This window comes from Zeaxanthinibacter enoshimensis (assembly GCF_004362865.1).
Lineage (GTDB): Bacteria > Bacteroidota > Bacteroidia > Flavobacteriales > Flavobacteriaceae > Zeaxanthinibacter > Zeaxanthinibacter enoshimensis.
In genome coordinates, this window is sequence record NZ_SNYI01000001.1 from 205,825 (window position 1) to 219,746 (window position 13,922).

Here is a 13,922-nt window from a genome sequence, read left to right on the forward strand (position 1 = left end):
GTCCGGTAATTCGGAATATAGAGTTAGTTGATTTTAGATTGTTGAGTTGGAGCAGCGTTCTTTTCATAAGGCGCTGCTTTTTTCGTTATAAAAGGGTTACTCTGCTTCTACCTGAGAACAGTTCAATTCCTTAATAAAGTAGGATGGCAATATTCCCTTCCGTTTCTTGAATGCGGAGTTGAAGGTATTCAGGGTATTGAAGCCTACCGTGGTGGCGATATAACACAATTTACTGTTGCGTAGATCTTCATCCTCTATCAGCTTAGGGATCAGGAAATCTATCCGGAGGCAATTGAGGTAGGTATTAAAGTTGCATCCTTTCTCCTGGTTGATGACCTGGGAGAGATACTTGGGATTGGTCTTCAGGGTTTCTGCAAGCGCATGCAGGTTGCAGGAAGGATCCAGGAAGAATTTCTCCTCTTCCAGATTGTCAAGCTTCGCCAGGATAATTGATTTTACATCGTCATCCAGGGGTTGACAACTAGCAGGGGGTTCTTTGGTATCTGCCACCATGATCGAATTAGCCTCCCATGCACGTAGTTTCTCTTTGAGATCGAGCTGGACTTTAGCCAGTTCCATAGCCTGATCATAAAGCAACCTGTTCTTGGTCCTGACTTTAAAATAGGAATATATAGACACCCCGCTAATGGTTAAAACCAACATCAACAAGGTAAAGAGGGTATTAAAATTTGCCTGTTGCGTTTCATTCTCAAGCTCCAGGATCCTTTTGCGCTGGCTGATCTCTTTCACATTCCGCTTCGTTTCAAGAATTACGATCTTCTGTTCCTGTTCATTATTGAAGAGTGAATCCCGTATGGTCTCGAACAGCGCCTTATATTCGGATGATTTCCCAGGCTGCCCCGTCAACAGGTAAAGCTCGCTAAGTGCTTTACTGTTGTCTTTAACAACATCAAATGCATTGATCTGTTCGGCAGCTTCCAGGCTTTCTTCATAAGAAAGTATAGCAGTCGTGGTATCCTTTTGTTTTAAGAGCAACTTTGCCCTCAGCATCAGGGCACGTGGTATACGGAACCGGTACTGGTTCTCCTGATTCATCTCTAAAGCTTTGGAAAGATAGGCCTGGGCTTTACTGAAATTCCCGGACATCATATAAATATCGGCCATATTGGTATACACTGCACTTTGAATGTAATCGCCGGGAGGTGGCATCATTTTTTCCAACCTCTCATAAAAGGCATAGGCTTTTAAAGCTGTATTTATATCATTGAGTTTGGCCTTCATCCGGGCAATCTCGTCGATCTTGGGAAAAAAGTATTGTCTTTGCTCCAGGCGAAGTATAAAAGGTATTCCCTGTAAACAATAGGAAAGCGATTTCTCATAATTCCCCGTGCGTAAATAATAATGGGATAAAGCGGCATAAGCTTTCATGAAGAGATAATCCTTCCTGTGCTTTTCAGCAAAGTCCAGCAGCTCCAGTCCCTTTTCCAGGGCATGATCATACTGACCCCACTCCGTATAGATATCTGAAAGAAGGGTCATAGCGTCCGCTTTTTCCCGGAGGAACCGAATCCTGCCAGAAGCGGCTAATACCTCTTCGGCCAAAGTGAAAGAGTGATCAAAATTGCCCAGGATGAATGACAGGTATGCCGCCTGGTTTTTGGATTGCAGTATCCCCTTCTTATACCCTAGCTCCGAAGATATTTCCATGGCCCGGGCTGTATATGATTTTGCCTTATTCACCTCATTGTACATATAGGCCTTACTCTGAGCCAACAGCAGACTTACCTTTTCTTTGCTTTCTGCATGTTGCAGTAGAGAATCTCGCTGCATCACAGAAGTCCGCTCGATCCCCCGCTGATCGGCATAGGCTTCCATTTCACTGAAAAAATAGAATATGGAGTCATTCTGGGTATCTTGAGCTCGCAGCAATATGGTGGCCGCCAGGAATAGGAATAAGGCAAACCTCTTTGAGCAGGTATACATAGGTTATTTTCAATTAGAAGATTCGAGTGATTATTGAGTACCGGAAAGGTACCCAATTAGCTTCAACAAACCTTATAATATTATCACCCTTGCCTATTATATTTTATCAATTTGATCAATTCTGTGGATCATAAATAATTATCCGTCATGTATTTAACATTTTCAGCTTTTTGTAAGCTATTGTGGAATAATTATTGCGATTGAAACTACAGGTAATGAATAAATCCTATAAAAATAACAGTACCACAAGACGGGTGGACACTGCCGGAATTATAACCGGGCCTTTCTTAGTGGAAAAGGATAGGGCGATTATCCCCCGGTTCGCTTTACATATTTGGTAAGGATGACGATCTGTTGCCCGTTCACCTTACCTTCTATCAACTCAGGGTTATCATGCACTAATGAAATATTGCGCACCGGGCTGCCACGCTTGGCGGTAAAGCCCGCTCCCTTTACATTCAGATCCTTGATCAGCACTACCTGGTCCCCGGGGAAAAGGATGGCTCCATTACTGTCTAAATGTTTAAGAGCACTTTCTGCTTTCAACTCCTCCCAGTCTTTTGCCCACTCTTCGGTATCCGGTTCCATATAGAACATCTGCAGCAGGTCTTGTGCCCATGATTCTTCCTGCAAACGGTGCAGCATCCTCCACGCCACCACTTTGACAGCTTCTACATTACTCCACATGCTTTCTGATAGTGTCCTCCAATGATCGGGATTCATATCCTGCTTAGCAGTGATCTGGTCTGCACAGTTTTTACAACACAGCACAAAGTTTTCGGGTAGTTCGTAAGTTTTTGGAGGAACGAGGTATTCCTGCAAATGACCTGCGGATTTACATAATTCGCATTGCCCTCCGCTGCGCAATTCCAGTTCTTTAAATAAGCTCATGTTATGGTATTGGGATAATGCGGTAAAAGTATTAAAAGCCACACATACTATGTCTTTTATAGCACCTTAACTACATAAAAAAACCGGGAGCAGCTCCCGGTTGAATAATACTGTACGCTTCAGATCAGAATCGTTCACCCCTCAGGGCTTTCTCGATTGGGGTATTGCCTTGCAGTATCTCGAAGGTCTCCCCTGTCCTTACATCGTTGTCCAGGACGGTTACAAGTGCCTTGGCCACATCTGCCCTGGGTATTTTTCCTTTTTCTGCTATTTTGGTTTCCAGCTTAATTTGGCCGGAAGCATCATCGTTTGTCAGTGAGCCCGGGCGCACTATGGTATAGGGCAATTCGCTTCCGCGAAGGTATTCATCCGCATTGCGTTTGGCTTCGAGGTAATCTTTCAATTTAACGTGGCGTTCTGGCTCATCCGCTCCCATGGAACTGAGCATCACGAATTTTTTCACACCCTGCATCTTCCCTGCCTCGGTGAGCTTTTTTGCTCCTTCCTGGTCTATATCCTTCACATTCTCCCCCCCGGATCCGGCAGCAAAAATGATCTTATCTATTCCTTTGACAGCATGGCTTACGTCGTCTTTGAGATCTGCCATGACCGTTTTAATATTCTTCTTTTCAAAGTTTTTCTTTTGCTCTTCTTTGCGTACCATCGCAATGGGTTCATAATTATCGGATCCTTGTAAAAGATCTACGACAATATTCCCGGTAGTTCCGGTAGCTCCTGCTACCAGTATTTTTTGTTTTTCCTTACTCATGTTCTGCAAATATTTTTATGAGTTGTTCCCGGAACACCGGGATCAACCTGTGTTGAATTAATTATACTTAAGATATCATAAGCGAGAGAACAATTTAATGGAGAAGGGTAAATTATGGACGCAGATGAGGCGATACGGCCCGCCCGAACGTACCGTCCGGTACGGGCGGGTGAGGCGGTGATACAGTGAAACGGTGACGCGGTGAAACGGATACTCGGGTACTCAGGTACACAGGTACACAGGTACACAGGTACACAGGTACATAGTGACAAAGGTCTTTTTTATCGAACCGCAAACTGCGAACTGCCTGCTGAGAACCGGGGTCCTTAACCCCGCCCCGGTCTAAAGTTACAGTTCCTTGCTGCAAGAACCTTGGAGGGGAGATTGTCATGCCGTCAAACGGTGATACGGTGAAACAGCCCGCCCGAACGTACCGCCCGGTACGGGCGGGTGAAGCGGTGATACGGTGATGCGGTGATGTGGTGAAACAGTGATACGGTGATGCGGTGATGCGGTGACACGGATACTCGGGTACACAGGTACACAGGTACATAGGTACACAGGTACACAGGTACATAGTGACAAAGGTCTTTTTTATCGAACCGCGAACGGCGATCAGTAAACTGCCCGCTGCCACGGGCGTACCTCAAACCTCGAATTTACCTACCCGCCCGCCCGCCTGAATGACGTAGTCGGGCAGGTGCCGGTCGGACGGGCCGGAGGTAGGCTTCGAACCTCGAATTTACCTGCCGGAGGTAGGCTTCAAACCTCGAACAAAAAAAGCCCTTCCGTTAAGAAGGGCTTTTCAGTTGGTACAGGTGAGAGGACTCGAACCTCCACGGATTGCTCCACTAATACCTGAAACTAGCGCGTCTACCAATTCCGCCACACCTGCATTGCGGGGCAAATTTAATGATTTTTTCAAAAATTTCGCCTTTTTACTTAAAAGGTTTCTTATTCCAGGTAAAGCCCTTGTTTTTAAGCGAATGCTGAGCTCCCAGATCAGGGTTTAATACTATTTTGTAAGGATTGGACCTCAGAAATTATAGTTCAGGATAAGATCAAAATGAAACAGGTCGGTTTTATTTAAATAGAAATTGGGATTGTCTGGGAATTCCCCGTTGGCGAGTTTGGCGGTGAGTAGCAATTCCGGCTTTAAATTTTTCAGTCCCTTAAAGTTAAAGAATAGGTCGAGATTTATATGAGTATAATCGGGAACTGCATATTTGTTCTTGATAGGGTCCTGCACAGAAGGTTTCCAATGCCGGCCTAAGCTTAATATAGTAGAAACTTCAGCTTGTTCCTGTACCAGAGGTATAACGGTATTATAATAGAATACCAGGGCGTGATTATCAGCTGATCCTTCGGTACGCTCCCTTTTCTGGAAACTAAAAAGGAATTCGCGACCCCACTCCCTAGGAGAAATAAACTGACCATGGGGCAGTACCCGGTTGTAGGATAACGAGGCCGATGAGCGCTCCCATTTGTAATTAAACCTGATTCCTATCAGGTCCGAGGAATTTTGGTCAAAATAACGCAACGAATCGATGGCATTACCACCATCTCCCACCCTGTTCTGGTGTAACCATTCCATTTCCATACTTGTATTCTGGTCGAATTCAAGGCTGGGGTTCATATAAAAACTATTGGAGATATTGTCTACGAAATAGTTCCACATCCTAACTTTTAACTTTTCAGTAAGCCTTAAATTGGTATTCAGCAGCAAGATGTAATCCGAATCGGTATTGTTAAAGTACTGGTTGCCCAGACCGGTATCATTTCTCCCCTCCGGGTAAGTACCAATACTTTCACCGATTTTAAAGAACTCACCTGTGGACCGCGGAGCTATTTGATTCAAAACCCCGACCTGGAATTCATTTCCGGAACCGGTGGTGTATTTATACCAAGCCCCCTGCACAAAGGTGGGTATCATCCGTCCGTCCTGGGGATTGACCAGAGGAGATTTGATCTTCATTCTTCCCAACCGGATATGGTGATTCTGAGTAGAATAAGTACCGTATAACTCCCCCAGGACCACAACCGCATCATTGGCCAGGTCTAACCTGTTAAACAGCCCCTCTTCATACCTGCTCAGTTTCCCGGTGGTCTCGTCAGGAATAGTAAGGTCCTGTAAGCCCAGGTTGGTCGAGTTGTACAGGGCGGCACCAAGTGCGAACCGGGAGTTGAAATTATACTGATATTTAATTTTACCTCCGGTGGCAAGGGCGCTAAAGTCTTTCAGATCGCCTTTGTTAAAAGTGTTCATATAGTATGTTCTCCACTGACCGGTCAGTTTCCCCCCATTTTGAAGGGAGTCTGATTCCTGAGAAAGAACTAAAAATGGAGTTATTAATATGAGGTATAAAAGATGTCGCATCACTGTTATTTATTTTTGGTAATTCCATACTGCGCTTTGTAATAAGCGATAATCGGAGGGAAAGGACCGTATTTATGTTGTTCTGCAGGGAAATCATCGGCCCAAGGACCATAGGGAGTGGAAACAGGCTTCAATTTCAAATCCGGATAATCCTTTTCGGTATTCTCCTTATGTGGTCTCTCAAAACTATTGATATAGCCTGCAACATGGAAAGCTTCTTCATCGCTCAATTTGGGATTGTCCCAACTGGCCTGTCCAAAAGGCATATTTCCTTTAATAAATTCCGCAGCAGTAATAACCCTGTGCATTCCTGCACCGTCATTATAACTATCCGCTCCCCAGAGAGGGGGATACTGGTAGCCCTTTCCATCCGGTTTACGGACACCCTGCCCGTTTTCTCCGTGGCATAGGACACACTCCTTGGTATATACCGCTTTCCCTTTCTCAAGATCAACAGCAGTTTCAGGTATTTCTATGGAGACATACCCTTTATACTCGTCAACCTTTTCCTCTGGAACTCCTGTGCTTAACCATTTCATATAAGCGACAATAGCGTTCATTTCTTTTATATCATCAGGCAGTTTTCTTCCATTCATACTGCGCTCCATACAACCGTTTATACGATCCTGGATCGTACCGATCTGGTTGGAACGGCCTCTGAATTGCGGGAATCGATCTGTAACCCCGACCCATGAACCCGAGCCCGCCTGGGTTCCGGCTTGTAAGTGACAATTGGCACAAGCAAGTCCGTTGCCGGTAAATCTCATCCCCGGATCTTCAGCGTCAGGTCCCATCATTCTACTGGATTCTGCAATAAGCTCGTACCCGTATTTTACGTCCTCAGGCATATTCTCCAGCTCCGCAAGCACATCTTTGGGTCTCCATTCTTCTGTTGATTCCACCAGGGTCTCCACAGAGGTGGAGGGCGAAGGTTTATACATTAACAGGCCGGCAAATATGACAGCTATCAACGCGAATATTGTTAGAAAAAGCGTGAAAAGTCTTCTGACCAGGAGATGAAATGTTTCCATTACTGCTTATTTTCCTTACGGCTGGGCGAAAAAATTTATGCTACCCACACGAAGATAGATTTTCGGGTAAGCATGAATAGTAATAATTGTTACAAAAATTGACGTAAACCGAGTTTTAAAGTAATAAGACAACAAAAAATATTATTGCATCATTTTTTCCACTTTATATAGCTTTGTTGTCCTCTTACAATTGAACGTCAAAAATCTTTCAGGCGATATAAAGTTGATACTATCAGCATCCAGTGTGCTTTCCAATTACCAGCTCAAGGGGTATGTGATTATACATTAAGGGAGATTAAAGAAAATTTCCGGTAAATTCCTGCCATCCTGCAGGCAGTTCTCGACGCTCTATATTAAAAGAATTCAAACATAAAGAAGCTCTTCGGTTAAGAAAAGCTTTCATGTTGTACAGGCGGAGAGAATTCCCGCACCACTACATTACGGGAGCCTGCTTCTCGTCTCTCCGTATTCACGGAAATTCGGACATAAAAAAAGCCCTTCGGTTAAGAAGAGCTTTCACATTGTACAGGCGGAGAGACTCGAACTCTCACACCTTTCGGCACTAGATCCTAAGTCTAGCGTGTCTACCAATTCCACCACGCCTGCATTAATAAATCCCCCAGACTTGCTAAGGGAGTGCAAATATATAGTATTTTTTGAATTTAAAAATACTTCCTCTTTAAAAATCCAATGTTCTTTTCTATTTTTAAAAGATAAACAATTTGAACCCTATGCAAGACCCGTCGGACTATATCCAGCAACATAAAGAACGATTTTTAAATGAACTGATCAACTTGTTAAAAATACCCTCGGTAAGTGCGGATTCTGCACACTCCCAGGATGTCATCAACACTGCTGAAGCTGTAGCTGCAGCGCTTTCAGAAGCCGGGTGCGACGAGGTGGAAGTCTGTGAAACCTCCGGTTACCCTATCGTCTATGGTGAAAAGATCATAGGGGCAGATCTGCCAACGGTCCTGGTGTACGGACATTATGATGTGCAGCCACCGGACCCATTAGAACTTTGGGACACCCCGCCTTTTGAGCCGGTCATCAAAGAGACCGAACTGCACCCGGAGGGGGCCATCTTTGCGCGTGGGGCCTGTGATGATAAAGGGCAGATGTACATGCATGTTAAAGCCCTGGAGTACATGGTCAGGAATAACGACCTGCCCTGCAATGTAAAATTCATGATCGAAGGAGAAGAGGAAGTCGGGAGCCCCAGCCTGGTTACCTTCGTAAAGGAGAACCGCGAAAAATTAAAGAACGATATTATCCTGATTTCCGATACCGGGATGATCGCCGCCGATGTGCCCTCTATCACCACCGGGCTGCGCGGACTTTCTTACGTTGAAGTGGCTGTGACCGGGCCTAACAGGGACCTGCATTCCGGACTTTACGGGGGAGCTGTGGCTAACCCTATCAATATCCTGGCTAAAATGATCGCCTCCCTACACGATGAAAATAACCATATCACCATCCCGGGATTCTATGACAAGGTACATGAACTTTCCGAGGAAGAGAGACAGGCCATGGCCGAGGCACCCTTCAGCCTGGAAGCCTATAAAAAACACCTGGATATTTCAGCTGTTTACGGGGAAAAAGGATATACAACCAACGAAAGAAATTCCATCCGCCCAACCCTGGATGTAAACGGCATCTGGGGTGGGTATACCGGGGAAGGCGCTAAAACAGTCATCCCGAGTAAAGCATATGCCAAAATATCCATGCGATTGGTGCCAGACCAGGATTGGCATGAGATCACCGAACTGTTCACCCGGCACTTCATCTCTATTGCTCCTGACGGAGTAAAAGTGGAGGTAACTCCCCACCATGGAGGACAAGCTTATGTTACCCCTATTGATCATATTGGGTATCGCGCTGCCAGTGAAGCTTACGAGACCACTTTTGGGAAGACCCCCATCCCGCAACGCAGCGGAGGCAGCATTCCGATAGTTTCACTTTTTGAACAGGAATTGGATAGCAAGACGATTTTGATGGGGTTTGGTCTGGACAGCGACGCTATCCACTCGCCAAACGAACATTACGGGATCCGGAATTATCTGAAAGGTATAGAGACTATCCCCTATTTCTATTCTGCCTTCACCAGGATGAAAGAAAGCGAATGATACCATTCCTGTTCACATTATTTAAAAGCCGCTCTTGCGGCTTTTTCTGTTATAAACCGCTAAGGTTCAGTTAAATTTAAGGGACTGCGCATACCAAAACCGGGAATTTGAAGTTGTAGCGTTATACATCATCATCAATCAAAAACAAACTTATCATGATCCAGAAGTTCTTTATTTTCTGCTCCGGGGCAGATGCTCATATTCTCGCAAGCTGCTCTGAAGGAGAAAAAAACAAGTATGCCGGTATTGGCGCAACGGTATTCTTCACTGCCCTGATGGCTTTTATAGCCGCCAGTTATGCTCTTTATACCGTATTTGATAATCCCTATTCGGCAATATTCTTCGGCTTCCTCTGGGGACTGCTGATATTTAACCTTGATCGGTTCATTGTATCCACTCTCAAAAAACGCGATCATTTTGGGAAAGAATTACTGCAGGCAAGTCCACGGATCTTACTGGCGGTGATTATTGCCGTAGTGATCTCGAAACCCCTGGAAATGAAGATCTTCGAGAAAGAGATCAACCAGGTTTTACTGGAGCAGAAAAATACACTGACCCTTGCTAATAAAGACCAGATCGCCTTGCAATACCAGCCATCCGTTAATGAGCTGAACGCCCGGATCGCTACCTTAAAGAACGAGGTCGCAGAAAAAGAGCGCAGCACCAACGCCTTGTATGATACCTATATTGCCGAGGCCGAAGGACGGCAGGGTACGCTCCTGATCGGGAAAGGCCCGGTATATAAAGAAAAGCGCGACAAACACGATGCCTCGCTGGCAGAACTGCAGGCTCTGAGAAAGACCAATGCAGAGAAGATCGCTGAAGCCGAAGCTGAGATCGCAATGCTGAATACAGAATACCAGGCCTCCGTAGCAGAATCGCAACCGATAATTGATGGGTTTGATGGACTGATGGCACGTATCAATGCATTATCTGAACTGCCGTGGTTTCCATCGTTCTTTATATTCCTTCTATTCCTGGCCATAGAGACTTCCCCTATTATCGTAAAGCTGTTAGCCCCCAAAGGGCCCTATGACCTGAAACAGGAGGAGGAAGAATCCTTAGTAGCTACCTGGGTAACTCAAAAAGTTAACGAACGGAACCATATCCTGGCAACGGATACTTTACTGAACCAAAAGGTGTATTCGGAGATCGCTGAGGAAGAAGCTATTTACGCCTACAAGAAACAAAAGGCAGAAGAACTGATGCGACTGCAGGCCGATAGTTTCCACGAATTACAGGTCAAGAATTTATAACCCGGCCAGTTCTTCCTTTTGCCGGCGTGTCAGTTTATTGACAATGAGCTGGTAGGAATGGTCGGTGAGTTCTTCCAGCAATGTGGTTGGTAGTTGTTCCAGGTACAACGTGTTCCAATGTCGTTTGTCCAGGTATGACAGGGCCGGGACAATTCCGACGTACTCCTCCCTGAGTTCAATCGCCTTTTCCGGATCGCATTTCAGGTTCACCTGTGAAGGGATCGCCTCTAAGGGAGCAAAGACAAATACCTTGCCCATTACCTTAAAAACCAAGGTATATTCATCAAAGGGCAACTCTTCTGTAACCCCTTTTTTGGCAATGCAGTACTCCCTGAAACTTTCTATATCCACTTTGTGTTATGTATAATTACTGGACCGCCCCCTGTGCGTCATATACAACTACTTTTTGCCATAAGGCAGAAGCATCTTCAATAAATTTAAGGTGGGCCGGTTCTGTCTGGTATCCTTCCTGGGCTTGGGCCGAATCAAAAGTGAGCGTGAGCTGGTAGGTGAATGAATCATCCACCACATCTCTCGTTGCCTTCGGTGGGACGCCTACGAAATTTGTCTTGGCAAACTTGGATTTACTTAACAGGGTTGCCAGTGCGCTTTCAAAATTAGCCCGGTCCGCAGTATTGTCAGGATTCTTTAACCAGAAGAAGACCGTATGGACAAATGAAGGATCAAAATTCCTTGAAGCATCCGTTTCCTGGGCAAAACCTTTAATAGCGAAAAAGAGCAATAGCAGGGTTATTGATAGTTTTTTCATAGCAGGGTTTATCTTAATCATTTTTATTTTTCAGTTGTTTCTTATTGAATTCCAAAGCGCTGTAATCGAGGGTCCATCCAATGGTCTCCACGATCTTTTCTATCAGGAGAACGGCTTCCAGGGCCTCCTTATTGGCCGTTTCCATCAGCCCGCTTTCCGGTATTTTCTCCAGGATATGCTTCCGCGCCTCCTTGTTCAGCGAGGTAAGATCATCCGGGGTAAACGCATTGAAAATACCATTTTTTATATCGTAAAATTCCAGCTCCGGCTCTATTGTCAGCACTTCAGGGGCAGGGAAATTTTCCAGGATGATCTTCTTCTTTTCGTTGTCTGCGTGCATGAATAGTTTTTTCAGGTCGTACCCGATCTGGGCTTTAGCCTTGATCACAATCAGGGCTCGTTTCTTACTGCTGATCATGCTCATGAACCGGGACCTGGTATTCTCGTAGCGGTAGATTTCGGCAAAATCACCTTCCACGGTGATAAGCTTACAGACACTCCTTATCTTTTCCAGGATCACCGTGCTCTGGTGTTGGGTCAGCTCCCTGCGACTGCGGCTCCTGATATACGAAAATACCCAGTACATAATTATCGCACCAAGGGCAAGACCCAGTAAGATCTCCAGAACATCATTCATCCTTCATAATTTTATATAAGACAGGCCGGCTGGGCGCTGCATCATTTTCAAAAGCAGCGGTCTGCAATTCGAGCAGGTAGGTGCCATCAAGCACTTTGTTAGGCACATAGATGAATTCGGTGATGGTGGCATCCATCCGTTTCTTCCCATCCATATTCCAGAATGCCCTGTGAGCCACCAGGGCTCCCTCATCTTTTTCCTTATCCACAGAAGGAAGATCGATCAGCAGATGCTGAACATTGCGATCCACAAGGTATTGCGCAGCATCTTCGAGCATGTAGGGAGGATTTTTATGGGAATAGTGACGGGTCTTCTTCTGGCCGGTATTGGGCAGGGTACGGATCACCACCGCCGAACAATCCTTGTCTTTTAGCGCGTATTCCAGCTGGATCCTGGAGATACAGCGATCCTCCCCATGTCCTTCCGGGGCAATGGTGATCACCTCCGCCAGGCTGAAATATTTTTTTAGTTGTTTATTAATAGAACAAGGTTCCGCAGTGATATGTCCCAGGGTCTCGGTATGGGTCCCGTGAGCGTGGGGATTAAAATAGATGTCGTTAAAGTTGATCGATGCCCCTTCGCTTACACTGGCCACGAACTCTCCTTCCCTGTAAGGTGTGATCCTCGGTGGATCCGCGTACCAGGCATTCACATTCCTCCCTGTACCCCGGATGGGAATGGAAAGATCTAAAGGTGCATTCAGGTTTACCTTAAAAGTTCTCTTTTTCAGGGTGATATTTGCGATCATCTGGTTGCTCATTCTGTACTGTAAATATTTTTCAGGAATTGTCTTTCAAGTTAATCATAAACAGGTCTGCTGCAATTCCATCGGTTAAAAATTTTCCCTTGCCGGTCACATGCAGGGTCCTTTCCTTTACTTTTACCAAATCCAGGTCCAGCAGTTTTTTGGCCTGTTCCTCGAGGTAATCCCGGTACAGGGATCCAAATTCTGAAGCCACTTTCTCCAGTGAAACGCCCCAGATCGTTCTCAGGCCGGTCATTACGTATTCGTTATAGCGATCCCGGGCCGAAAGTTCTTCAAATGAGACCGGGAGTTCCCCCCTGCCAATAGATTTAATATAGGTGATGTTATTCCGGATATTCCAACCCCTTCGCCTGCCGTCGTATGAATGCGCCGAAGGGCCAATTCCCAGGTAATATTTTCCCAGCCAATAGGCCGTGTTATTTTCGGAAAAATACCCGGGCATCCCGAAATTCGACAGCTCGTAATGAACAAACCCCTTTTGTTCCAGGTAACTGACCATAAACCTGAAATGCTCTTCCGCAGCTTCATCACTTACGGCAGCCACCTGTCCTTTATCTATCATGTGTTTCAGGGCCGTGCGGGGTTCCACGGTAAGGGCATAACTGGAAATGTGTGGGATATTAAAGGAGGTGGCGGTTTGCAGGTTCTCCTCCCACCGCTTCATATCCATCCCTGGGATACCGTAAATAAGATCAAGGGAGATATTATCAAAGGAACCGGAAGCCAGTTCCAGGCAGTTTCTTGCCTCCGCCGCATTATGCGCACGGTTCATTAGCTCCAGGTCCTCCTCGAAAAAAGACTGTACACCTATGCTCAGTCGATTGACGGAGGAATGAGAAAGCTCCTTTATTTTATTCTTTGACAGGTCATCCGGGTTGGCCTCCAGGGTTATCTCTGGATCGGTAGTAACCCGGTAATATTTAAAAACAGTATCTATGAGGCGGTCCAGATCCTGCATACTCAATATGGAAGGGGTGCCCCCGCCAAAATAGATGGTTTTTATTTCGGCCTGCCCCAGTTCATCTTTACGCATCACCAGTTCTGTCTGCAGCGCATCCACCATAGCCTCCATATGCTTTGTATTTGTACTGAAATGGAAATCGCAGTAATGACAAGCTTGCTTGCAGAAAGGGATGTGGATGTAGATTCCGCTCATTCTTAATAGGGACAAAGGTACAAGGGGACAGAGTTACCTTGCAGATTACAAAGGTAAGGATTAAGGTTAGTTTGAACCCAATTTACCCTGGCCCTTAAACTTTCTTCAACCAGCAGCTGTTTTGTGCATCTGGACCCAGAACATTTTTGTTCATTAAGATAAAGCCGGGGTTCTTAACCCCGCCCCGATCAAAAGTTAAT

At 45.6% G+C, this 13,922-nt stretch carries 12 protein-coding genes and 2 tRNA genes; 2 read left to right on the plus strand and 12 right to left on the minus strand.

Annotated features, from left to right (window positions below; translation table 11 throughout):
• Positions 1 to 96: 96 nt before the first annotated feature.
• From CLV82_RS00910 to CLV82_RS00940, 7 genes are all read right to left on the minus strand, one after another.
• Positions 97 to 1,944 carry a tetratricopeptide repeat protein gene (locus CLV82_RS00910; RefSeq protein WP_133642431.1) on the minus strand — a complete coding sequence of 616 codons (1,848 nt, stop codon included), beginning with the start codon at positions 1,942 to 1,944 and terminating at the stop codon, positions 97 to 99.
• Between the two features lie 309 nt (positions 1,945 to 2,253).
• A complete protein-coding gene (locus CLV82_RS00915; protein ID WP_133642432.1) occupies positions 2,254 to 2,835 on the minus strand; it encodes a PhnA domain-containing protein in 582 nt (193 codons plus the stop codon).
• A gap of 124 nt (positions 2,836 to 2,959) precedes the next feature.
• Positions 2,960 to 3,604: an SDR family oxidoreductase gene (locus CLV82_RS00920; RefSeq protein ID WP_133642433.1), complete on the minus strand. Its 645-nt coding sequence runs from the start codon at positions 3,602 to 3,604 to the stop codon at positions 2,960 to 2,962.
• 810 nt (positions 3,605 to 4,414) lie between these two features.
• A tRNA-Leu gene (locus CLV82_RS00925) sits at positions 4,415 to 4,499 on the minus strand.
• 141 nt (positions 4,500 to 4,640) lie between these two features.
• Entirely contained in the window at positions 4,641 to 5,981 is a 1,341-nt protein-coding gene (locus CLV82_RS00930; RefSeq protein WP_133642434.1) for an OprD family outer membrane porin, read from the minus strand.
• A gap of 5 nt (positions 5,982 to 5,986) precedes the next feature.
• Positions 5,987 to 7,012, minus strand: coding sequence for a c-type cytochrome (locus CLV82_RS00935; protein WP_133642435.1), 1,026 nt, complete (start codon positions 7,010 to 7,012; stop codon positions 5,987 to 5,989).
• A 524-nt stretch (positions 7,013 to 7,536) separates the two neighbouring features.
• Positions 7,537 to 7,618, minus strand: a tRNA-Leu gene (locus CLV82_RS00940).
• A gap of 125 nt (positions 7,619 to 7,743) precedes the next feature.
• Between CLV82_RS00940 and CLV82_RS00945 the strand changes: the two genes are divergently transcribed.
• A complete protein-coding gene (locus CLV82_RS00945; RefSeq protein ID WP_133642436.1) occupies positions 7,744 to 9,138 on the plus strand; it encodes a dipeptidase in 1,395 nt (464 codons plus the stop codon).
• Between the two features lie 155 nt (positions 9,139 to 9,293).
• Positions 9,294 to 10,394 carry a DUF4407 domain-containing protein gene (locus CLV82_RS00950; protein ID WP_133642437.1) on the plus strand — a complete coding sequence of 367 codons (1,101 nt, stop codon included), beginning with the start codon at positions 9,294 to 9,296 and terminating at the stop codon, positions 10,392 to 10,394.
• On the opposite strand, the gene CLV82_RS00955 is transcribed toward CLV82_RS00950, so the two are convergent.
• From CLV82_RS00955 to hemW, 5 genes are read right to left on the minus strand one after another with little or no spacing between them, the layout of a single operon-like run.
• Positions 10,389 to 10,745, minus strand: coding sequence for an MmcQ/YjbR family DNA-binding protein (locus CLV82_RS00955; protein ID WP_133642438.1), 357 nt, complete (start codon positions 10,743 to 10,745; stop codon positions 10,389 to 10,391). The genes CLV82_RS00950 and CLV82_RS00955 overlap by 6 nt on opposite strands.
• 16 nt (positions 10,746 to 10,761) lie before the next feature.
• Complete coding sequence (locus CLV82_RS00960) at positions 10,762 to 11,163, minus strand: Dabb family protein (RefSeq protein ID WP_133642439.1); 402 nt, start codon at positions 11,161 to 11,163, stop codon at positions 10,762 to 10,764.
• A 13-nt stretch (positions 11,164 to 11,176) separates the two neighbouring features.
• Entirely contained in the window at positions 11,177 to 11,800 is a 624-nt protein-coding gene (locus CLV82_RS00965; protein WP_133642440.1) for a DUF4230 domain-containing protein, read from the minus strand.
• Positions 11,793 to 12,548 carry a cyclase family protein gene (locus CLV82_RS00970; protein ID WP_133643423.1) on the minus strand — a complete coding sequence of 252 codons (756 nt, stop codon included), beginning with the start codon at positions 12,546 to 12,548 and terminating at the stop codon, positions 11,793 to 11,795. The genes CLV82_RS00965 and CLV82_RS00970 overlap by 8 nt, the downstream gene beginning before the upstream one ends.
• Positions 12,549 to 12,579: 31 nt before the next feature.
• Positions 12,580 to 13,722, minus strand: coding sequence for a radical SAM family heme chaperone HemW (hemW, locus tag CLV82_RS00975; RefSeq protein ID WP_133642441.1), 1,143 nt, complete (start codon positions 13,720 to 13,722; stop codon positions 12,580 to 12,582).
• Between the last annotated feature and the right edge of the window lie 200 nt (positions 13,723 to 13,922).

Coding starts and splice junctions, on each gene's coding strand:
- CLV82_RS00910 (WP_133642431.1), bottom strand. CDS start 1,944: ATGTATACCTGCTCAAAGAGGTTTGCCTTATTCCTATTCCTGGCGGCC.
- CLV82_RS00915 (WP_133642432.1), bottom strand. CDS start 2,835: ATGAGCTTATTTAAAGAACTGGAATTGCGCAGCGGAGGGCAATGCGAA.
- CLV82_RS00920 (WP_133642433.1), bottom strand. CDS start 3,604: ATGAGTAAGGAAAAACAAAAAATACTGGTAGCAGGAGCTACCGGAACT.
- CLV82_RS00930 (WP_133642434.1), bottom strand. CDS start 5,981: ATGCGACATCTTTTATACCTCATATTAATAACTCCATTTTTAGTTCTT.
- CLV82_RS00935 (WP_133642435.1), bottom strand. CDS start 7,012: ATGGAAACATTTCATCTCCTGGTCAGAAGACTTTTCACGCTTTTTCTA.
- CLV82_RS00945 (WP_133642436.1), top strand. CDS start 7,744: ATGCAAGACCCGTCGGACTATATCCAGCAACATAAAGAACGATTTTTA.
- CLV82_RS00950 (WP_133642437.1), top strand. CDS start 9,294: ATGATCCAGAAGTTCTTTATTTTCTGCTCCGGGGCAGATGCTCATATT.
- CLV82_RS00960 (WP_133642439.1), bottom strand. CDS start 11,163: ATGAAAAAACTATCAATAACCCTGCTATTGCTCTTTTTCGCTATTAAA.
- CLV82_RS00965 (WP_133642440.1), bottom strand. CDS start 11,800: ATGAATGATGTTCTGGAGATCTTACTGGGTCTTGCCCTTGGTGCGATA.
- CLV82_RS00970 (WP_133643423.1), bottom strand. CDS start 12,548: ATGATCGCAAATATCACCCTGAAAAAGAGAACTTTTAAGGTAAACCTG.
- hemW (WP_133642441.1), bottom strand. CDS start 13,722: ATGAGCGGAATCTACATCCACATCCCTTTCTGCAAGCAAGCTTGTCAT.